Consider the following 22069-nt stretch of genomic DNA (forward strand, 5'->3'; position numbering starts at 1 on the left):
TTTTGCGAAGTGGGATTATTCTTAATAATCTCTTGATCTCAAGAACGGTTGTTTACTCCGAGGCTTCGGTCAGGCGGTGAATCTGCTTTAAGTTGCTGCATGTATTCTCTGGGGGAAATTCCGGTTACCTTTTTGAAGACCTTGCTGAAATAGAAGGCACTCTCATATCCCAGCTTCTGTGAGATTTCGTAGATGCGACCTTCCCCGCGTGCCATCATTTCTTTGGCTGTCGTGATTTTGATCTCCGTGATATATTCCACATAGTTGACCTTGGCAACCTTGGAGAAAAGGTGGCTCAGATAGTTGGGACTGAAATTGAAGACATCCGCCACTTGATTGAGCGAGAGCTTAGTTCCGAGATTTCGTTTAATATAATCTTGGACATTTTTGACGAGCTGCTCCTTGTAGCTTTGTCTGCGGGTAGAGAGGATGTCCGAGCAACCGTCCCTGAACTGGATCAGCCAGCCGGCGATCTCTTCAATCGTATGCATCTGGTAGATAGCCCGGTAGCCCTCCGGTTCATTTTCGAAAATTTGCTCCACAATATTCTCACCGTCTGCAAGTAGTGAAGTGGCCATATACAGAATGTTGCAGGCGGCATCAGTGGCGGGAACCAGCAGGTCGGCCCGGCCGTCGAAGATTTCGATCATTTTGGAGATAATGGCGTATAAAGCTTGGGTATCCATTTCTTCAAAAGCACGGCGGATCTCTGTACGCAATTCGGAGAAATCAAACAACAGATGATCCTGCTCCAGCGACTCTCCTTCGGCAAAAAACACAAACGACTGTGCTTTAACCGCAGCAGGAAGCGCTTTTCGCGCAGCGAGGTAGCTTTCCCGCAGCAAATAAGGATCCTCGACCGCAAAGCCGATCGCGCCGATGATCCTTACATTGAAGTAGTTATGGAGTATGGAGGCCATATGGGTCAATAGCATTTCAATCTCAGGCATCCATTGCCGTGAATCCGTCCCGTTGACGGGCAGGGTTACAGCAAAATTGCGCAAGTCCAGACTGGTCACATAACAAGGTCTTATGGAAGTAAGCGTATCTTTGGCCATTTGGACGGTACTTGAGCACAGAGCAACCATTTTATCGCCGCGGGGCGGGACACTGTCTGGTCCCAAAATACGGCAAGTGCAGACTAGATAAGCAGGTTCCTTGAGCTCAAGGTTTAAATCATCTCTCTGCAGAAGGTACTGGTTTTTATTTGCGAATAAGTTATTGAACAGGCGGATGAAAAATTTATCGCGTTGGGCTTGTAGATTGCCTCTATGAGCAAGCATGGGATAGCTGTCTAGGGTTTGAAAAGCCTCCAATTGGGAAATTGCTTTCCGAATGGAGGCATCAAGTGCCTCTGGTGTCAGTTCCAGCTTCACTAGATAATCTGTGGCTTGCACTTCAATCGCTCCACGTGCGTATTCGAATTCCTCGTAGCTTGTTAAGATGATAAACAGCGGAAGCCGGCCGTGTTTTTTGCGTACCGCATTGGCAACTTCTAAGCCGCTTTTAATTGGCATTTTTATATCGCTGATTACAATGTCAGGACGGAGGGTGTCAATCATTTCTTCCTCTTGAGCCCCGTTGTGTGCAATGCCGACAATTTCTATATTATATTGCTCCCACTTCAGCATGGACTGCAAGCCGATACAGACCAGCGCCTCGTCATCAGCGATTAACAACTTGATCAATTCCATCACATCCTTGCTTGGTATGCTACTCTATTCCTTTTGCAGGAACGGCAGAAGAATCTTCATCCGGGTATATTGGCCCGACTCACTCTCAATCGAAAGACCGTAATTATCCCCAAATGCCAGGCGCAAACGTTCATTTACGCTGCGGAGTCCAATATTCTCGGGCATTTCTTTGCTTCCGTCACCTGGATTCGACAGAATCGTGGAGATTTCTTCTTCCTTCATCCCTACACCGTTGTCTTCAATCGTAACTAGAATATCGGCGAATCCACTTTTGGCCACCTTAATGAGAATTTCTCCTCTGCCTTTGGGCTCAATGCCATGGAAGATGGCGTTCTCGACCAGGGGCTGGAGCGTGAATCGTGGAATTAGGCCGGTTAGCAGTTCCTCGTTGTCAATCTCCTTTACCATAGAGACCGTACTGCCATAGCGGTATTTCTGAATCAGAAAATAATCATCCAGCAGGCTCAGCTCATCCTTCAGCGGCATCAGTCTACGGTTGTCTTTGGCGATGCTGCGCAGCAGTCTAGATAGTGAAGTGGTCATTTCTGCGATGCCGGTAGCATTCTGAATTGTAGCCATCCATTTGATCGAATTCAGTGTGTTGTACAGGAAATGGGGATTGATCTGACTCTGCAGCATCCGGTATTCCAGCTCCTGTTTCTGTTTCTCGTCAGCGAGCCGGCTGTCCATAAGCGCTACGATATCTTGGGACAGGCGGTTAATACCCCGTCCGACATCGCCAAGCTCGCTGTTCCATTCGATATTGCGGTCCAGCAGGAAATTGCCCTGGGCGATCTTATCAATCCGCTTCTTCAGTTTTTCCACCGGAAGACTGATGGTACGGGTCAGATACAGCGTAATGATAGCGCTTAAGACAATAACCAGGAGACAGACGCCGAGCATAACCAGAATCCATATATTTGTCTTGGGAGCGAACAGGTCATTGGATAAAGTCTGTGACAGAATGACTCCGCTGCGTACGGGATAAGATACCACGATATGGCTCTCTTTCTCGTCCGCCAGCTTGACCATGGACAGCTCGGTTTGCGGACCGACAGGTTTATCATTGGTATAGGCCACCGGTTCATACGGCTCTGCAATGGCGATGACCTGATCGCCGATGAGCTGATAATGATGATTGCCGAGCGTCAGCAGCAGCCGGGAATTCTTCGGCAGGGAGTACCCTTTCAGCTTGTCGGTAATAACAGTTGTATTCGCTAACAGGTACACCGTTCCAACCCGGGAAGCTCCTTTGCCGTAAATAGGAAAAACAAAAGGAATTCCGTTCGTGTTGGAGAGCGGGTCCTTGATCACCCGGTCCCATTTCTCCTCGGCATCATTGCTAAGGCCGGTAATTTGACCGATATTGTGTATGGTAAGCGGAACAGAGGTGCCGGTTTTATCCACCTGCAGAAACTTGCCGTTGCTATCCGTAACAATCAGACGGCGGGCATAGCTGTTGGAGCGGTTGTTCAGGAAGTCCTGCTGCATCGAGTTGAATACATTAACTGCTTCCTTAGAGCTAGCCTTAGGTGAGCTGAAGTAGTCTGTGATCAGGGTATTAGTAGAAGAGTTAGTGCTGCAGGTCATCGCCAGGGATGACAGATCAATCAAATCCTGTTCAATAATATGAGATACCAGCTGCAGATTGAACTCGGTCGCCTGGATGGTTGTTTTACGCTGATAATAAGTAATTAATTCATAGCTGAAAAAAGAAAGCAGCGACGCTATCAGCAGTGCGAATACGGCCATGAGCAGAATAATGCGACTTTTAATGGTGGATTTTCTTACCGTATTTAACACTCCTCTACAAAATGTGAAAACATATAAAGCGTTTTCATATACCATAGCATATTCCTGCGTTCCGATACAGGGGGAGGTACATAAGCTGAATATTTTACATGTTTTAGATAGAAAATTACAGGTTTGAACCCGAGCAGGGAAGAAGAGCACAGAAAAGTGAATGAACTTTGTTTGATAATGCATGCCATTCTTGCGGAAAAAGCTATAAACTTTGAACTAAGCTCAGAAGAGCCGATCGTAGTTACACAATCAGAAGAAAAGGGGATATTTAAATGAAACTGAAAAGATTCTATGGCATAACCCTCGCCACAGTATTCTCCATGAGTCTGCTGGCTGGATGTTCTGGTAATAACAACAACGAAGGTGCTGCTGCAACGACAGCTCCAGCAACGGGGAATTCTGCAAACGCTTCCGCTGAACCGAGCCAGGAGCCTGTGACTTTGAAATGGGCCTTGTGGGATTGGGAAGCTACCGCTTACTACAAGCCACTGATCGATGCCTACAAAGCTGAGCATCCGAATGTAACGATCGAATATGTCGATCTGGGGTCGACGGACTATATGACCATGTTAAGCACACAACTGTCCGGTGGCGCAGATCTGGACGTACTTACAATTAAAGATATTCCGGGCTACTCGAACCTTGTGAAACAGAATCACCTGGAGCCGCTTAAAAGCTTTATGAGTGGCAACGCTATTGATCCTTCGGTATATGGAGGTACTGTAGAACAAATCGAAGTGAACGATGAGGTGTATGCGCTTCCTTTTCGCAGCGATTTCTGGATTCTCTACTACAATAAAGATTTGTTCGACAAAGCAGGAGTGGAATATCCAAGCAATGATATGACATTCGAGCAATATGATGAGTTGGCCAGAAAAATGACTTCTGGCAGCGGTTCTGAAAAAGTGTACGGAGCTCACTACCATACTTGGCGTAGTGCGGTTCAACTGTTCGGTATTCTGGACGGCAAGAACACTGTTGTTGACGGAAACTACGATTTCTTGAAGCCAACCTATGAGCGGATCCTGAAAGAACAGGAAGACGGCATCGTAATGGATTACGCCACACTGAAGACTTCAAGCACGCACTATTCTGGCGTATTCTACAATAATTCCGTTGCTACTATGAACATGGGCAGCTGGTTTATCGCTACACAGATTGAGAAAGTGAAGAGCGGCGAGTCCCAATCGGCTAACTGGGGCATTGCGAAATACCCTCATCCGGATGGTGTGGAAGCCGGTACAACCCTGGGTACAATTACTTCTCTGGCTGTAAATCAGAAATCCAAACATAAAGAAGCAGCACTTGATTTCATGAAATTCGTGACTGGTGAAGAAGGCGCTAAAGTTATTGCTTCCACCGGAACCATTCCAGCGATTAAGAATGATGAAGTTATCAATTCCATTACTTCCATCGAGGGCTTCCCTGCGGATGAGAACAGCAAAGCGGCACTGACTACTGTTAAGACTTATCTGGAAATGCCTATGCATGAAAAGAGCGCGGACATCGAAGTTATTTTGAATGAAGCGCATGACAATATTATGACTAAAAATGCTTCGATTGACGAAGGTTTGGATGATATGAATGCTCGCGTACAGCAGCTCTTGAATAATTAACCTTAAGAGAGCCGGTTCTAAGGGCGGGTGAAAGCCCGCCTTTTATATTAAAGCGTATAGATTTGTGGGGAAGTTTTAGAAGGTTTGGAGGAGAAAGAATGCAGAACGAAACCATATTGGGTACAAAAAAGATCCCTAAACGTCATTTGTCAAAAGGTGTCCGGGAAAACCTGGTAGCTTACAGCTTCATTGCGCCGAACTTTATCGGATTTGCCCTGTTTACACTGGTACCTATGTTCTTTGCCTTTATCCTTGCTTTTGTGAAATGGGACGGGGCCAATCCAATGAAGTTTATCGGGCTGGACAATTTCACCCGGTTGATCAGAGATACAACATTTCACAAAGCATTATGGAATACCATTGTTTACACTATTGGCGTAGTACCGTTTACCATGATTGTCGCGCTGGCGCTGGCGATCCTGCTTAATCAGAAGATAATGGCCCGCAATTTCATGAGAACCGTATTCTTTTTCCCTTATGTAGCATCCCTGGTAGCCGTTGCTGCCGTATGGAACTTTATCTTCAGTCCTACGATGGGTCCGATCAACAATATCCTGCATACCCTTACCGGTATCCCGCTGGAGGATCTTCCCCGCTGGGCGGCGGATAAACACTGGGCGATGTTCACAGTAATACTGTTCACAGTGTGGAAAAACATGGGTTATTACATGGTTATTTACTTGGCAGGTCTGCAGGGCATCAACCCTGAATTGTATGAGGCTGCTGAACTTGATGGTGCGGGCGCGTGGAGAAGATTCCGCAATGTGACGGTCCCTCAACTGGCGCCTACCTCTTTCTTTGTTCTGATGATTCTAGTCATCAATTCGTTCAAAGTCTACGATATCTTTATCAACCTATTTGCCGGCGCCGATAACCAGTTGAATGATTCTACAAGGGTTATGGTGTATCAAATCTACAATACGGCGTTCCGCTCGCTTGATTACGGATATGCCAGCGCCATGGCCATTGTATTGTTTCTGCTGGTACTTGGCATCACCATCGTCCAGTTCCGCGGCGAGAAGAAATACGGACAATAGGAGGATTCAAAAGATATGGTTGGTAAAAGTAAAGGACTTAGAATCAGCCTTATGGTTCTTGTGTATATTTTGTTGTTTGCGACAGTACTGGCGATGCTGGTTCCGTATATATGGATGTTGTCTTCTTCACTCAAGATGAACAAAGATGTGTTTTCCTTCCCAATGCAGTGGATTCCACAGAATCCGCGCTGGGAGAATTTCGCGGATATCTGGACACGCATTCCGCTGGGCCGTTTTATTTACAATACGGCGAAATTATCGATTATCGTAACGATTCTACAACTACTGACTTCCAGCTTTGCTGCGTATGCGTTTTCCAAACTGCATTTCCGGGGAAAAAACATTCTATTCCTTGGATATATTGCAACAATTGCGATCCCTTGGCAGGCTTACATGGTGCCGCAATTTATCCTGATGCGTTACATGGGGCTTAACAACACGCATTTGGCAATCATACTGCTGCAGGCATTCTCGGCATTTGGAGTATTTCTGATGCGCCAGTTCTATCAAGGTGTTCCGGATGAATTATGCGAGGCTGCCCGTATTGACGGCTTGAGCGAATATGGAATTTGGGCGCGAATCATGCTGCCGTTGTCCAAGCCAGCATTGTCTACATTGACGATCTTCACCTTTGTCGCCACCTGGAATGACTTCCTGGGGCCAATGATTTATCTGACGGATACGAAACTCAAGACCATCCAAATTGGACTAAGAATGTTCATCTCGCAATATTCCGCCGAATATGGCCTGATTATGGCCGCAAGTGTGGTGTCCATTATTCCGGTTGTAATTGTTTTTCTGGCTCTGCAAAAGTACTTTGTACAAGGTGTTGCAGCATCGGGCATTAAGGGCTAGAACCGTATTTCACCTGGCAGTTGCATTTTTCATAGGCTGCCAGGTTTTTTTATAAGTCAAAGGGGTCTGTAAAAATCTAGTGATTATTCGTTTAACAACGAAATGAATACGCTTTCTTTTATTGATTTACAATCAAAGGAGGAGAAGAGAATGAACAGAATGCACTTTCGTAAAAGGTTTTTCTCAATAACGATGACTACTGCGCTCGTAGTTGGGATGTTTCCGGCATTCACTCTGTCTGCAGCCTCTGCTGCTACCGTAAATTCTATCTACGCTGCCGCCCATATGGGGGCGACAACAATTGCAGATACTACTCTGCCATCCAGCATTGATATCGGAGGCCAGAGCACAGCAGTGAACTGGAATATTGGTGCAGATACCTTTGCCGTGCCATACGATGCCGTGACCGTCAGCGGTACAGCGAACGGGGGGCCGGTCGTTGCCAGTGTGGAAGTTATTCCGCCCGCAAGTAATCCGTTGGTTTACTTTGTGGATAGCGGCAGAGGGGGCGATTCCGTAGGCAACGGGCCTACTTCCTCGCCGCTGTACGAAGCGGTTCGCACGCTGAGCGGCAGCGATTTGCTCAACCAGTCCCCCGACCAGAAGTATATCAGCGGTACGGCGGACTGGGGATTTGATGATTCCGTAAACAAGGTTAAGAATTCCAAAGACGGGGGACTTACCGATCCAGCTACTGATCCGTCCCTATGGACTGTCGGACTTCGTGCCGACCCTGCCAGCAATCATATCGTGTATAAATTAAAAGCGCTTGAAGCTGGAACCTATACGCTCAGCAGCGGTTTCCATGATTGGTATGGCAGCCGCTCCCGTGTAATACGTCCTCAGATCGAGTATAAGGATGCTAGCGGGGCAACCAAGACGATCTTGTTTGACCAGTTCAACACTAATGTGACTAAGCTAATTTCAGGCGAATTCACCATTCCTGGAGACATTGACGTTAGTAGTCCAATGACGTTGACTTACGCCTATGTTGCTGACGAAAAACCTATTTTGAGCTGGTTCGCCGTTGCCAAGGGCGGAATCAAGAAACAGATCGAAGAAGCTACACAGAGCGCAGCTTCTATGGTCAAGGTTCTGCTTGACGGCAACGATATCCAAGCTGACAATGTCAACGGCCTCACATTTAAGGGATTTGGCGTACTAAGCGCTAACAGCACCAGTGCGCTTTTGCTGGACTATAAGTCAGAGCATCCAGAGGCTTATGCAGAAATGCTACAGATCTTGTTCGGTGGAGAACATCCGCTCATGACGCATGTGAAAATCGAGATGGGCAATGACCGCAATAACTCCACGGGACCTGACCCGGCGACTATGCGTACGGCCGATGAAGAGGCAAATGTTACCCGGCATCCCGGCTTCCAGCTTGCCGCAGATGCCAAGGCAGTGAACCCTGATCTTAAAGTGAGCATCCTGCGATGGAGTGCTCCGGCCTGGGCAAATAACAACGACAAAATCTATACCTGGTACAAAAAAACCATTCTGGCCGCTTATCGTGAATACGGTTATATGGCCGATTACGTTAATCCTTATATCAACGAGCACGCTCCAGATTTGGCGTGGACCAAACAGTACGCTGAGAGAGTCAAGACTGACAGCGAAGGCTTCAACAGCGCCGAAGAGCGGGAACTGTACAACCGGATCAAGTCTGTGATTTCCGATGAAGTCGGGATTGGCAGCTTCGGTGCCAGTATGGTGAGTGATCCTTCTCTGCGGGAAGCTGTGCCGATTGCTGGATACCACTACAACACGGACGACGACAGCGCAGGCAATTTCAAAAAACTCGCAGAACAATATGATATTGAGATCTGGAACAGTGAGGCGCAGTCTACCTTCAGTAATTCCTCTTTCCGTCCTAACAACAATATGAAAGATCCTACAGTGGCAGGAACCGGCATTGGTGGTGTCGGCAGTCCGCTGGAGATGAGTAACACGATTATTAAAGGATTTGTTAACTCCCGCCGGACGCACTTTATTTACCAGCCAGCCATTGGTTCCTTTTATGAAGGCGGACAATATTCCTTCAAGGAATTGGTCAGCATGCGCGATCCGTGGTCAGGCTGGATTCATTATGATGCGGGTCTTGTCACTTTGCAGCATTATAGCTGGTTTGCGAATGTAGGCTGGGAGAACGAGGATAATACTGCTGGGATCTGGCGAGCGGTTCCTCAAGCCAGCTCCACAGGTGCGGCAGGCACCAATCCGGTCAGCGGCCGCAACGGTTCCCCTAGCTATATAACCCTTGCAGCACCTGATAAAAAAGATTTCTCGACGGTTATCGTGAACGACAGCGAGTATTCCAAAATCTACAAGCTGCAGACAGTCAATATGGCTTATACGGGTAATCCATCCATGGAAGTATGGGAAACCCGTGCTGCTGATGCAGGAGAAGCGTTCAACAGCAATTATATGCAGTATCTCGGTGATATCACTGCTGATGGCAGCGGGGTGTATACCGTTAAGGTTAAACCGTATTCGACCGTGACCGTGTCTACTTTGAAGAACAAGGACAAAGAAGAATATAATACACCGCTGCCTGTAGAAGGCGAGCGTACCGTACTGGATACCGATACTACAGGAGCGGGACACAGTACTGGGGACAACATTCTGTATGCTGATGATTTTGACTATTCTAAGCAAACTGTCGTGAAGATTGGTGCAGGCGGCCAATATGAGGGTACCCAGAGCTATATTGAATCCCGCGGAGGTTCCCAAAGCGTTACCCCGCGTTATACCCATGACCGCAATGGGGCATTTGAGTCCTATCTTCCGGACGGGTCTGACAATTATGTCCTGCGGCAGCAGCTGGACACGGGAACCATGGGGCTTGGCGGCACATGGAACAGCGGAGATCCAGTAACGGCCATCGGCGACAACCGGTGGATGAACTACAAGGCCAGTGTTGATGTTTCGTTCGAAACAAACAATACTCAGGGCGGAGCCAATTATGCTGCGATAGGTGCCCGTTATCAAGGAGGTGGCAGTTCCCACTCCATAACCGGTACACCGTATGTGCTGAAATTCTGGTTCGACGGCGGCTGGCAGCTGCTGGTCAACAATAGCGCAGTTGCGAGCGGAAATGCCGCGAACGGTTCCGGCGGCGTGAAGATCGACGGATTCGATACCGCATATGACGCATGGCATAATATTGCCGTTCAGGTTGCGGGCGATAAAGTGACCGCCTATCTGGATGGGGTGAAGCTGGCTTCCTATACCGATCCTACTCCTGAATTGTCCGGCCGGGTAGATCTGGCCAGCGGCTACTATCACGTCCGCTTCGATAATTTGAAGGTGGAGAAGGTTGAGGGCTACACGCCGTATTATTCAGAGCTTTTAGACAATCTTGAAATGTATGACCTGGCTGCTGCTCCGAACCCTAAATTGATATATACCGGGTCGTGGAGCCATATAAACGGAGCGGGCATGTACATTTACCAGCGTTCTCTTTCTACCAGCCAGGCTGTAGACGCTGCAATGGAATACACGTTTGAAGGTACCGGACTGGATATTCTAGGAGCGAATAACGGATCGGCGAAGCTTGAGGTAACGGTGGACGGAAAAGTTATTACTCTATCGGCTGATACATTAGCTTCCAAGGAGCTGTACCAGACGTACACACTCCGCGGGCTTAAATATGGCCAGCACCATGTGCAAATAAAGGTGGTAAGCGGCACCTTGGTTGTCGATGCGGTGGCGGTTGTTTCCGGGGAAGTAACCGGTACTGTAGATACTGCTGCTCTTCAGGCGGCGGTAACAGCCGCGAAAGAAATGAACAAACAGGATGAATATTCGGACAGAGACTGGCAGCTCTTCGTAGATGCACAGAGCGCTGCACAGGAAGCGCTGGATAATCCTATTTTATACAAATTGGATCAGGAAGGAGTTACTCAGCTTGAAGCACGCCTGATCTCCGCCCAGAACCAGTTGACTACGGGAGATATACGGGAGCTTGTCGCTCCTCAGGATTTGGCTACTTATGCCGGAAAACTGCCGAATCTTCCAGACAAGGTGGAAGCCACTCGGGCAGACGGATCCAAATTGCTGGTATCAGTAAAGTGGAATGTAAATGCGGCCAGCTTCAATAATCCGTATGAACGGGTAGCTGTAACCGGCACTTATGGAAATCTGAAAACAACTTGTTATGTGGAAGTGGTGCCGGAGGGGCTCTTATACTTCCTCGATGCTGGTGTATCGGTGGACGGTATCACGCCGCCGTATACGTTAATCAAGGATTTTGTAGGTGACAGCTTGCTTAATAACAAGGCGGATCAGCCTTCGACAGGCAATAGCGTATGGGGGCATACCAGTACTAAGTACCTCCTCAAGGGGCTTGGTGGCGCTGTAGTTCCTTCTGATAAAAGTCAGACAGGTGTTTATGGTTCGGATACAAAAAATAATCCACTTGTATACCTGCTCCCTTTGAACGCAGGCAAATATACGATTACGTCATTCCATCGGGACTGGTGGAACAACACCAACCGCACGATGGATATTACGCTCAGCTATATTGACGCTGAAGGGAAAGAAGTGACCAAACCGGTCCGAACCGGCCTCGTCGCAGGTCCTAATGGCGCTATGATTAACTATGACTTCACGCTTCCGGTGAGCGGTACTGTGAAATACTCAATAAACAATACGTATTCAGGCAATCAGGCTGCATTGATCAGCTATGTGGCTGTAGCTAGAGATAAAGCCAGCGTTGCTAATGAGCAGGCTGTAAATGAGGCTAAGAGTATCATAGAAGGTGCGGTATACAGCGTGCAGAAGGAAGCGGCAAACAGCGAAGAAGCTGTCCAGACTTGGCTGCTGCAGACGATAGGCGCTCTGCCCGGTCTCAATGATACTGGAGTTGCGATCGGTGAGATTACCTTGGCTTCCTTCCAAGAAGCAACCGATGAGACTAACGGCAGCTTCAGCTTTACGGTATCACTGAGTAAGGGAGAGGCTACAGCGGACAGTTCAGCGAGCGGAACAATCAAGCTGCCGGAGCCGGATACTGTTCAGCCTTTGATTACTCTGTTAGGTGATGCGACAGTGATTTTGCACATCGGTTCTGAATATACAGATGCAGGAGCGACTGCTTATGATGACAAGGATGGTGATATTACAGACCGTATAACTACAACAGTTAGCAGTGAAGTATACGGCTTGACTGCTCTCGATACGGCGAAAGCTGATATTTATACCTTCCATTATAATGTCAGCGATACTGCAGGCAATGCGGCTGCGGAAGTGACAAGAAAAGTAGTCGTTGCACTTGATCCGGATGTAATGAAGCCGGTGATTACACTGCTTGGTGAACCATCCATTCAACTGGAAAATGGCGCAAGCTATACGGATGCCGGAGCCACAGCGGTAGATGACCGTGACGGCGACATTACGGAGCACATTGTAGCAACGATTACGAAGAATGAGGAGAATGTACTGGCACTGGACACTAAGGCGGCAGGCATCTACACCTATCATTATAATGTGAGTGATGCGGCGGGCAACGCGGCTATCGAAGTGACTAGAACCGTGACAGTGGGCGAAGCAGAGCAACCTCCGGTAGTGACACCAACACCAACACCAACACCAACACCAACACCAACACCAACGCCGGAACCGGAGCCAACAACAGCACCAACATCTACGCCGGCGCCAACGGAAGCACCAGTGTGGACGGCAGCACCAACGCCAGCAGTCACCCCGTCCCCGGCGCCAACACCGCTGCCGCAGGCCGAAAAGGTTCTTGATCGAAAGGATTTTGCGGCACCGGTTGGAGGAGTAATAACGGTTCAGCTCACTGAAGCTACAGAATCCATACTGCTTCCAGCAGGACTATCAGGAATCATCGGAGAGAACACTCTACGTCTGGCTTGGAGTAAGGTTGCTATCGATCTGACCCCAGAAGTGCTGAAGAGCATTCAAGAAAAAGCTATTGGAGGTCAAACGGAGGGGGCGCGAATTAAGCTCTCAGCAGTGAAGGTATCCAGAGATGCTGTGGAACAGTTAATCAATAATCGGGCTGTTAATGGTTCCGTACATTTATCTGCGGCAAGTGATGTGATCAACTTCAGCTTGGAGGTTGTTGCTGCGAACGGCACTGCTGTAACGGTAACTGCTTTTGATAAACCGTTGACACTTACGTTCAACGTAGATCCAGATGCCAATATAAGCTTGCTAGGCAGCTACTATATTTCTGCAAATGGTGCGCTTGATTTCATGGGCGGAACGTTGACTAATGGTAAGTGGACTGCTGAAATACGGCATTTCAGCCAGTATGCGGTCCTGGAATACGATAAGCTGTTCACGGATGTCAGCAGTGACAGCTGGGCCACTAATGTGATTAAGACCATGGCCGCGAAGCATATTATCGAAGGCATTTCCAGTACGGAATTTAATCCGCAAGGGGATGTAACTAGGGCACAATTCGCTGCTATGATTGCACGTGCGCTTGGGCTTAAGGCAGGGAGCCATGCAACATTTGGTGATGTGGATTCCAAGGCCTGGTATGCCGAAGCCGTTGCAGCTGTTAGCAGAGCTGGCATCGTGCTCGGACGAAGTGCAGATTCGTTCGCACCGGATCAGAGCATTACCCGCGAGGAAATGGCTGTGATGATCGTTCGTGCTTATGAATATTTGCAGGGAAGCGGGACCAATGAACCTGCTGTAGGATCGTTCAGTGATTATTCCCGGATTCATGACTGGGCGAAGAGCGCAGCAAATATCGCCGAACAGGCGGGACTGATCAAGGGACGCGGCAATAAGCAATTCGCGCCACAAGAGACGATGACCCGTGCCGAAGGTGCGCAAGTTATCTCCAATCTGCTGGGATATTTGTAAGTAGCATTTCAAAGAACCTGGCAGGCTGCATTAAGCGGGCTGCCAGGTTCTTTATAGATTTGGAGAGGCAGGGAGTACTTAGGAAAACAGCGGCCGGAAGTCCAACTATTCACCGCAGTTGCGAGTGCATCTTTTTTTGAAAAATCCTTGAATTTGAGTTTTATAGCTCAGCTCTTTTACCATATTTCCCAGGTGGAATGCCCGTGATGTTCTTGAAGGTACGGATGAAATTGGCATAATCGTTAAAGCCGGACAGATAGCAGGTATCGGATACGGAGTTCCCGGCGGACAAGAGCTGCTTGGATAACGCTATTTTTTTGAGCAAGACGTAACGGTAGATGGTTCCGCCTGTCTGCTGTTTGAACAGATGGCTGAGATAATATTTATCGACGTTCAGTTCTCCAGCGATTTGCTCCAGTGACAGATTTAGATGCAAGTGGTTGTCGATATAGCTCATGGCTGATTGAATATGTGAGGAAATAATGCTGGGCACGGTGGATCGGGTACGGCTGTACAGCTCATTGATGAGGACGAGGATTTGAACCAGGTAGGTCAGAGCCAGAACTTCGCTCCCGTACTGCTGATTCTCTAATGTCTCAATCAGGCGGGAAGCAAGGGTTGTATACTCTGCAATCAGCGGTTCATCCATTTGCGCGAGATTATGTTCTCCGGGCTGGCGGTTCTGGAAACAAGCGAGCAGATTTGTAGATGCGGTACAGAAGGGATAGACAAGTGGAGCTTTGAAATGGATTGTCAACCGTTCATAAGGCTCTGGAGATAAATTGATGATTTTATGAATCTCGTGATTGTTGAACAACAGAACATTGCCCCGCTGCAGGGGATAGCTAAACTGATCTACAAAACCGTTCACCTTGCCGCCCAAGAACAGGAAAATCTCATAGTGATCATGGATGTGAAAATCCCTGGTAGGTGAGATGGGCGAGTTTCCGATACCTGCCAGAATATCTCCATCGAACGGCTCATAATACTGGGCATGCTTCATTGGAATTGCCCCTTTCAGATTGATCACAATATACGCAATAAAACATCATTATTCGCAAAGACATTGCAATAATACAACACTAAACTATAGTAGAAGATTACGCAATATAACAAGATTCAGGCGGTAGGCAAGAGAAATAGCTGTAGCTGATTAGACGCAATTGAAAGGGTGAAATTGTGCATGAATGGGAAGGAACAGCGTAAATACTGGCTGGATACAATGCTGCTGATCGGGGGGCCTGTGCTGAATGCTTTGGCTGAGCGGAAATTAAAGGAACAGCTGCCTACAGAGTTCCATAGTGACCGGAGCCAGTTTGCCCATTTGGAGGCTTTTGCGAGATTGGCTTGCGGAATGGCCCCTTGGCTTGAACTAGAGGGACTTGAGGGTGCGGAAGAACAGCTTAGAGCACGTTATGCAGGGCTAATGCTGGAAGCCATTGATGCCGCTGTTGATCCGAATTCACCTGATTATATGGAATTCAAGACCGAAGGCCAACCGCTGGTTGATGCGGCATTCCTGGCACACGCGCTGGTTCGTGCACCAAAGCAGCTTGCCGCCAAGCTGAGTGCGCGGGTCAAAGGGAACTTAATAACAGCGTTGAAGCAGACACGCCGGACAGCGCCAAGCGGAAGCAACTGGCTGCTGTTCAGTGCAATGGTGGAAGCCGCTTTGTATATACTCGGCGATCCTGAATATGACCGGATGCGCGTTGGTTATGCGGTCCATATGTTCATGGATTGGTATAAGGGCGACGGAGTTTACGGGGATGGCAAGGACTTTCACTGGGATTATTACAACAGCTTTGTTATTCAGCCGATGCTGGTGGATGTGGTAGCACTTTTTGAACAGGAGTCGGAGCAATATTCCGCATTGAAACCGCTGATTCTGGAACGGGCACAGCGATACGCTACTGTTCTCGAACGGATCATTGCACCGGATGGAACCTATCCCTTTATCGGGCGTTCGATCGTTTACCGTTTTGGGGCGTTTCAACTGCTGTCGCAGGCGGCGCTGCAGCATTTTTTGGAGGAAGCATTGCCCCCTGCACAGGTACGCTGCGCTTTGACAGCTGTGATTACGCGAATTATGGAATATCCGGATACGCTGGATGAGTCCGGATGGCTACGTCCGGGGGTATACGGTTATCAGCCGGAGCTTGCGGAGAGCTATATCAATACAGGCAGTCTTTATTTATGCGCCTCCGTATTCCTCCCGCTGGGGCTGCTCCCTTCCGATCCTTTCTGGTCAGGGGAAGAGATGAAATGGACTTCACTAAAAATTGCAGCCGGTGAGGATGTTATGAGAGATCATGCCTTGGAATAAAAAGTATCCAGCCATATTAGTGAAGAATAGGATGCTTCGCGGATCTGACTGACTTATAAGGAGGAAGTAAGGCATGAATAAACAGATGCTTTTGGAAATAGTGCATAAAATGAAGCCAGTCGATCTGAGCTTGTATTATTCAAAGGTGGATGCGGCTGCTTTTTGGAAACGGGCGTTATCATCGGGAGTACTACAGGCAGATAGCAGCGAGATCCGCGCGGAGGCGGTAAGGCTGGACGGGCAGTCTATACCTGAACTGTCGTATACGTTATTTTCCATTTATTCGCGTACGGGTTCGAGGCTGGAATATGAACGGGTCTATTTTGAACGGAGAAGAAGGCTGAATACTTATGTATTTCTGGCTTTGCTGGAGCCGGAACATCCGGAAGTACTGGAGAAGCTGGAGGACATCCTCTGGGCTATATGCGATGAGTACACCTGGTGTCTTCCGGCCCACCTCCCAGCGGATCATAATGCAGCTGATATCAACCGGTATATTGATCTGTTTTCTTCCGAGACCGGATTTACTTTAAGTGAAGTTTTACTTTTGCTCGGGGAACGACTTTCGCAGCTTCTGAGATCCCGAATCCACCATGAAGTAGAGCGGAGACTGTTTCGTCCATTTCTTGAAAATGGCCCTTATGATTGGGAGACAGCGCGGCATAATTGGGCAGCGGTCTGTGCGGGATCAATCGGGGCTGCTGCCTTGCTGTCTGTGGAGGACCCGGCCATGCTTGCGGATATTCTGCTGAGGACAGAGCGCGCCATGTTGTATTACCTGGAAGGGTTCGGTGAGGATGGTGCCTGTCTGGAAGGCCTTGGGTACTGGAATTATGGGTTTGGTTATTTCACTTATTATAGCGATCTGCTCTGTTCCAGAAGCGCAGGCAGACTGGACTGGTTCAAGCAAGAGAAGGTAGCGCAAATCGCGCGCTTCCAACAAAAATGTTTCATTGACGGAAGTCATGTAGCCAATTTCTCTGATTCAGTGCCTCAGGTGCTAGTACATATGGGATTGTCCCATTATCTGGCGGAAGTCTGTACGGATGTCGAACGCCCCCCATCCGCTTTGCGTGCTCCTTACACTGAAGATCATTGCAGCCGCTTTGCACCGGCATTCCGCAATCTGATCTGGACCAGGGCAGGCAAGGAGGACGAAGCTTGGCGAGCCGCCAGCTATTTTCTCCCTGATGCCGCTTGGCTTGTCTCGCGTTATATGTCGGAGGCGGGTTCATTCGGATTCGCAGCCAAGGGCGGGCACAATGCTGAACCGCATAACCATAATGATCTGGGACATTTCATTCTGAGCGGCCGGGGAGAAATCTACGCATCCGATCTTGGGAGCGGAGAGTATACTGCTGATTATTTTGGGGCTGGCCGTTACCAGTATGACTGCAATGGATCGCAGGGTCATTCGCTGCCGATCATTGATGGCCAGTATCAGCTGGCCGGTCGGGAGTTCAGCTCCACAGTGCTGCATGCATCGGCGGCGGAGGAGAATGATGAGCTGACACTGGATCTGACACAGGCTTATCAGGTAACAGGACTACAGTCCTTAATCCGTTCGTTCGTCTGGCATAAAGAGGAACGTCCTCGGCTGGAGCTGACAGACACTTACCGGTATGCGGGAATTCCGGCGAGCTGGACGGAGCGGTTTGTCACCTGGCGTGAGCCTAAGCTCCTTCATCCGGGTACCTTGCTGCTGCCGGGGACTACGGCTCGCGGCGTTGAAGTGACATACGATTCGCTGAAAGTTGAGCCGGAGATTACTGTGCATGTGTACCGGGATCATTTTGGCATGGAGAAGCTCTGGTATAGTCTGGACTTCCATGTGCTTCAGCTTGGCGCGGAGGGCAAACTGCTATTTACTTTTCAATTTCTATAAAAGATGGGCATGAGCTTATAAAAAGTCCTCTATCAGAGGGTAGAGGCTAATTCGAATAAAGGCGGGATTTAGATGAGTAGATTAGTAAAGCAAGCTTGGGTAGACGAGGCTTGGGGCAAAGCCTTGGAGAAGACTAGAACGAACAGCCGGAGAATCGGTGCAGAATTCCCCCATGCCAGTCAAGGCGGTAAATACGTGCTTGAAGCACCAAACTGGTGGACGGCCGGCTTTTGGCCGGGAATGCTCTGGCAGCTCTATGCTGAGAGTGGTGATGAGGATTTGAAAGCGGTTGCTGAGCGGTGTGAGGAACGGCTTGACGAGGTGCTGGATGGTTATGTGAAGCTGGACCATGACCTAGGTTTTATGTTGCTGTTGACCAGTGTTGCGAACTACAAGCTCACGGGCAGAGAGGCATCACGAGTCCGGGCGTTGAAGGCAGCCAACTATCTGGCGGCCCGCTTCAATCTGAAAGGAAGCTACATCCGGGCCTGGAATCCATGGAGTGAAGGCGAGGATAACAGTGGGGTAGCCATTATCGATTGCTGCATGAATACCAGCCTGCTTTTTTGGGCCTCCGAAGTAACAGGGGATCCACGTTATCGACATATCGCTGAGGCGCATATGGATACGGTGCTGGAGCACTTCATCCGGCCGGATGGTTCGGTTTATCACATCGTCAACTTCAACCCGGAATCGGGCGAAGTGGTTGAGAAGCTTGGCGGGCAAGGTTATGCGCCTGAGTCGGCTTGGTCGCGCGGGGCGGCCTGGGCACTCTACGGACTGTCATTGGCCTATCATCATACGGGCAAGCAGAGTTATCTCAATACAGCCAAGCAGGTTGCGCATTTTTTCTTGACCCGTCTGCCCGAAGATCATGTTCCACATTGGGATTTTCGTGCTCCCGGTGAAGTTGGGGAGATTCGGGATAGCTCTGCTGGTGCCTGTGCAGCGAGTGGCTTGCTGTTGTTAGCTAGCCAAGTAGATGACTCGGAGGCGCATGTATATCAGAACGGGGCTATAAGAATTACAGAATCCCTTTATAGGAATTATGGAACTTGGGACAATGCAGAAGAAGAAGGATTGCTGCTTCATGGTACGAGTAACTATCCTGAGAATCGGAATATAGATGTTCCGCTTATCTATGGTGATTTCTTCTATGTCGAAGCGCTAGCCCGGCTAAAAGAAGCCGGACCGTTCTACTGGGAATAGGGGGCACATAATGCAGACTGAGAAGACATTTACGACTATTGCTAAAAATCCGCTAAAGACCCGGGAGGATCTGATCTCTGCTCTTGAACAGCTTACAGATCCGCTTCGGCCGCTCTACAGCAGAGGCGGTGCACGGCTGGCAATCGGCGGAACAGGAGCGAGCTATCCGGCTGCAACTGCAGAAATGGAAGGTTTCTCCCGGGTATTGTGGGGCTTAGTGCCCCTGCTCATGGGAGGCGGTGAAAGCGGGCTTTGGGATACTGTGCTGGATGGCATACGCCACGGCACGGATCCTGCCCATGAAGAATACTGGGGTGTAGTTCAAGATTATGACCAGCGTCTGGTAGAGATGGCGGTCTTCGGTTTCGCCTTAGCCGCCATTCCTGAACAGATCTGGTCACCACTTACCCAGAAGGAACAGGAGCAATTGTACAGTTGGCTGAATCAGATTAATTCCCATCCTTGCTATGACTGCAACTGGCTGTTCTTCAACGTGCTGGTTAATGTCGGATTCCGCAGAGTCGGCTGTCCCTACGACGCGGAGCAGCTGGAGAACAATCTGAAGCGAATGGATGATTTTTATCTGGGTGATGGCTGGTACAGTGATGGAATTAACGGGCATAGCGATTATTATGTTCCTTTTGCCATCCATTACTATGCGCTACTGTACGCGAAGCTGATGGAACAGGAGGACCCGGAACGTTCACAGGTGTTCAAAGAACGGGCCCGGCTTTTTGCCACCGAATTCTTGGGCTGGTTCGCTCCGGACGGATCTGCCCTTCCTTATGGAAGGAGCTTAAGCTACCGTTTTGCCCAGTCTGCTTTCTGGGGTGCCCTCGTTTATGCAGGCGTTGAAGTATTCCCTGTAGGTGTGGTCAAAGGATTAGTACTGCGCAATTTGCGCTGGTGGTTCAGCCAGCCGATCTTTGATGCCGGAGGCGTTCTGACGATTGGTTATACCTACCCCAACTTGGTCATGGCGGAGAATTATAATGCTCCCGGTTCCCCCTATTGGGCGTTAAAGACATTCCTGCCATTGGCTCTCAGCGCGGAGCATCCATTCTGGAAGGAAGAAGAACTGCCGCTGCCGGATATTCCTGCAGTTATAGTCCAGAAGCCTGCGCATCTTGTCATTGTCCGCGAACCTGCTTCCGGCCATGTGGCTGCCTTCAACAGCGGTCATCTATATACGAATGAACATACCCACACGTCTGCCAAGTATGAGAAATTTGTATACTCAACAGGCTTCGGATTCAGTGTGCCCCGCTCCGAATGGGGATTGTCTCAAGGGGCATTTGATTCCATGCTCGCTCTGAGTGAGAGCGGGGACAACTTGTATCGGGTCAGACGGCGGAATATGGAGACAACAATTGTGGACAATGTGCTGCACTCCGTCTGGAAGCCATGGACTAATGTGGAGGTTCGGACCTGGATCGTTGCTGGGCTGCCCTGGCATATTCGGATACACCGGATCGAGACCGGACGACCGTTGGACGCCGCAGAGGGCGGCTTCGCGCTTGGTCAGGAAGCGGGGGTGGAGCAGCAGATCGGCCTTACAACCGCCGCAGTATCTACAGCATGGGGAACAAGCGGAGTCAAGGGTTTGATCGGCTATGAAAAGGCGGAGCTAATTTGGCCTAATGCCAACACAAACCTGCTTCATCCCCGGACTGTTTTGCCTACACTGACGACTTTCCTTGAACCTGGAATCCACTGGCTGGCTTCGGCTGTGTACGGTGATCCGTCGGGAGATTCTTGCGGGGGTATTCTTGAACAATTACCAGAGTCTATTTTGAAGGTTACTTTTGATAAGGACATCATTAAGGTTCTTACGTCTAGAGAAGAGGAGTTTATTATCAGAAGAGAGTGAGAATTACCGCTAACAACATCGTGTTAAAAGACAAGTGAATGAGTAGAGTATGACTGATTTCTCGTATAAAAAATAAATTTCTGTGGTTGTACAATTTCCCCCGTACAGGCACTTCTAGGCGCACGCCCACATACAATAAGGATGACCATGAACCCGTAAGGCAAACAGATCGGTTTCATTGTACAAGTGCGGGAGGTGTCGCCAAGTTGCCTGGATTCTTAAGCACGATTGCGTTGCTGATCAAAGAACTGACGCTGCTGGTATCATACGTAAGGAATAATGCATTTCCACAACCGCTCTCGGAGCAGGAGGAAAGCCGATACTTAGGGATGATGGCTGAGGGAGATGCCAAGGCCCGCAATTTGTTGATTGAGCATAATTTGCGGCTCGTTGCCCATATAGTGAAAAAATTCGATAACACCGGAGAAGACATGGAGGATCTGATCTCCATCGGCACCATCGGCCTGATTAAAGCCATCGAGAGCTATCGCCCCAACAAAGGCACAAAGCTGGCCACTTTTGCTGCCCGTTGTATCGAAAACGAAATTCTGATGCACCTAAGATCCTTGAAGAAGACTCGTAAAGATGTATCTCTGCACGATCCGATTGGGACAGACAAGGAAGGTAATGAAATTACTTTGATCGATATCCTTGGCTCCGAGGCTGATGATGTCATTAAAGAAGTAGATCTGAAGATCGAGAAGAGTAAGATATATCGCAACCTAGATATTCTGGATGACCGGGAGAAAGAAGTTGTGGTGGGTAGGTTTGGGCTGGATACAGGTGGAGAAGAGAGGACACAGCGGGAGATTGCTAAGGAGTTGGGGATCTCGCGGAGTTATGTTTCGAGGATAGAGAAGAGGGCGCTCATGAAGCTTTATCATGAGTTTTATAAGGCGAAGCGGTGAGACTGATGACAATTACACAGTAA

12 protein-coding genes are annotated in these 22069 nt (G+C 48.9%); 9 read left to right on the top strand and 3 right to left on the bottom strand.

From position 1 onward, the window contains the following. Positions 1–38: 38 nt before the first annotated feature. Positions 39–1688 (bottom strand): helix-turn-helix domain-containing protein, encoded by a 1650-nt coding sequence (locus NSQ66_RS06820; protein WP_076141124.1) that lies wholly within the window; start codon positions 1686–1688, stop codon positions 39–41. A 30-nt stretch (positions 1689–1718) separates the two neighbouring features. Next, complete coding sequence (locus NSQ66_RS06825; RefSeq protein WP_244886431.1) at positions 1719–3446, bottom strand: sensor histidine kinase; 1728 nt, start codon at positions 3444–3446, stop codon at positions 1719–1721. Between the two features lie 323 nt (positions 3447–3769). Here NSQ66_RS06825 and NSQ66_RS06830 point away from each other — a divergent pair, with 323 nt between their 5' ends. The 4 genes from NSQ66_RS06830 (at position 3770) to NSQ66_RS06845 (ending at position 13848) form a co-directional block, all read left to right on the top strand. After that, the gene (locus tag NSQ66_RS06830) at positions 3770–5113 is read left to right on the top strand and encodes a sugar ABC transporter substrate-binding protein (RefSeq protein ID WP_038569278.1); all 1344 of its coding nucleotides are present in this window, start codon (positions 3770–3772) and stop codon (positions 5111–5113) included. A gap of 98 nt (positions 5114–5211) precedes the next feature. After that, on the top strand, positions 5212–6150 hold the full coding sequence (locus NSQ66_RS06835) for a sugar ABC transporter permease (protein ID WP_036675858.1): 939 nt from the start codon (positions 5212–5214) through the stop codon (positions 6148–6150). A 15-nt stretch (positions 6151–6165) separates the two neighbouring features. Then, positions 6166–7005, top strand: coding sequence for a carbohydrate ABC transporter permease (locus NSQ66_RS06840; protein WP_080742424.1), 840 nt, complete (start codon positions 6166–6168; stop codon positions 7003–7005). 150 nt (positions 7006–7155) lie between these two features. Beyond that, positions 7156–13848 (top strand): S-layer homology domain-containing protein, encoded by a 6693-nt coding sequence (locus NSQ66_RS06845; RefSeq protein ID WP_141118461.1) that lies wholly within the window; start codon positions 7156–7158, stop codon positions 13846–13848. Between the two features lie 160 nt (positions 13849–14008). On the opposite strand, the gene NSQ66_RS06850 is transcribed toward NSQ66_RS06845, so the two are convergent. Beyond that, positions 14009–14851: an AraC family transcriptional regulator gene (locus tag NSQ66_RS06850; protein WP_038569280.1), complete on the bottom strand. Its 843-nt coding sequence runs from the start codon at positions 14849–14851 to the stop codon at positions 14009–14011. Between the two features lie 180 nt (positions 14852–15031). On the opposite strand from NSQ66_RS06850, the gene NSQ66_RS06855 reads away from it, so the two are divergent. The 5 genes from NSQ66_RS06855 (at position 15032) to sigK (ending at position 22046) form a co-directional block, all read left to right on the top strand. After that, entirely contained in the window at positions 15032–16174 is a 1143-nt protein-coding gene (locus NSQ66_RS06855; protein ID WP_076141125.1) for a DUF2264 domain-containing protein, read from the top strand. 73 nt (positions 16175–16247) lie between these two features. Continuing rightward, positions 16248–18059, top strand: coding sequence for a heparinase II/III family protein (locus tag NSQ66_RS06860; protein ID WP_076141126.1), 1812 nt, complete (start codon positions 16248–16250; stop codon positions 18057–18059). A 72-nt stretch (positions 18060–18131) separates the two neighbouring features. Next, a complete protein-coding gene (locus NSQ66_RS06865) occupies positions 18132–19268 on the top strand; it encodes a glycoside hydrolase family 88 protein (RefSeq protein ID WP_076141127.1) in 1137 nt (378 codons plus the stop codon). 10 nt (positions 19269–19278) lie between these two features. After that, positions 19279–21138, top strand: coding sequence for a DUF2264 domain-containing protein (locus NSQ66_RS06870; RefSeq protein ID WP_076141128.1), 1860 nt, complete (start codon positions 19279–19281; stop codon positions 21136–21138). A gap of 206 nt (positions 21139–21344) precedes the next feature. Continuing rightward, on the top strand, positions 21345–22046 hold the full coding sequence (sigK, locus tag NSQ66_RS06875; RefSeq protein ID WP_036675850.1) for an RNA polymerase sporulation sigma factor SigK: 702 nt from the start codon (positions 21345–21347) through the stop codon (positions 22044–22046). Positions 22047–22069: the final 23 nt, after the last annotated feature.

Source organism: Paenibacillus sp. FSL H3-0329 (assembly GCF_037963285.1).
Classification (GTDB): domain Bacteria; phylum Bacillota; class Bacilli; order Paenibacillales; family Paenibacillaceae; genus Paenibacillus_AQ; species Paenibacillus_AQ odorifer.

Bases quoted from the DNA above. Each gene is read 5' to 3' on its own strand.
- NSQ66_RS06845 (WP_141118461.1), top strand. From the start codon at position 7,156: ATGAACAGAATGCACTTTCGTAAAAGGTTTTTCTCAATAACGATGACT.
- NSQ66_RS06850 (WP_038569280.1), bottom strand. From the start codon at position 14,851: ATGAAGCATGCCCAGTATTATGAGCCGTTCGATGGAGATATTCTGGCA.
- NSQ66_RS06830 (WP_038569278.1), top strand. From the start codon at position 3,770: ATGAAACTGAAAAGATTCTATGGCATAACCCTCGCCACAGTATTCTCC.
- NSQ66_RS06855 (WP_076141125.1), top strand. From the start codon at position 15,032: ATGAATGGGAAGGAACAGCGTAAATACTGGCTGGATACAATGCTGCTG.
- NSQ66_RS06870 (WP_076141128.1), top strand. From the start codon at position 19,279: ATGCAGACTGAGAAGACATTTACGACTATTGCTAAAAATCCGCTAAAG.
- NSQ66_RS06825 (WP_244886431.1), bottom strand. From the start codon at position 3,446: ATGGCCGTATTCGCACTGCTGATAGCGTCGCTGCTTTCTTTTTTCAGC.
- NSQ66_RS06860 (WP_076141126.1), top strand. From the start codon at position 16,248: ATGAATAAACAGATGCTTTTGGAAATAGTGCATAAAATGAAGCCAGTC.
- NSQ66_RS06865 (WP_076141127.1), top strand. From the start codon at position 18,132: ATGAGTAGATTAGTAAAGCAAGCTTGGGTAGACGAGGCTTGGGGCAAA.
- NSQ66_RS06835 (WP_036675858.1), top strand. From the start codon at position 5,212: ATGCAGAACGAAACCATATTGGGTACAAAAAAGATCCCTAAACGTCAT.
- NSQ66_RS06840 (WP_080742424.1), top strand. From the start codon at position 6,166: ATGGTTGGTAAAAGTAAAGGACTTAGAATCAGCCTTATGGTTCTTGTG.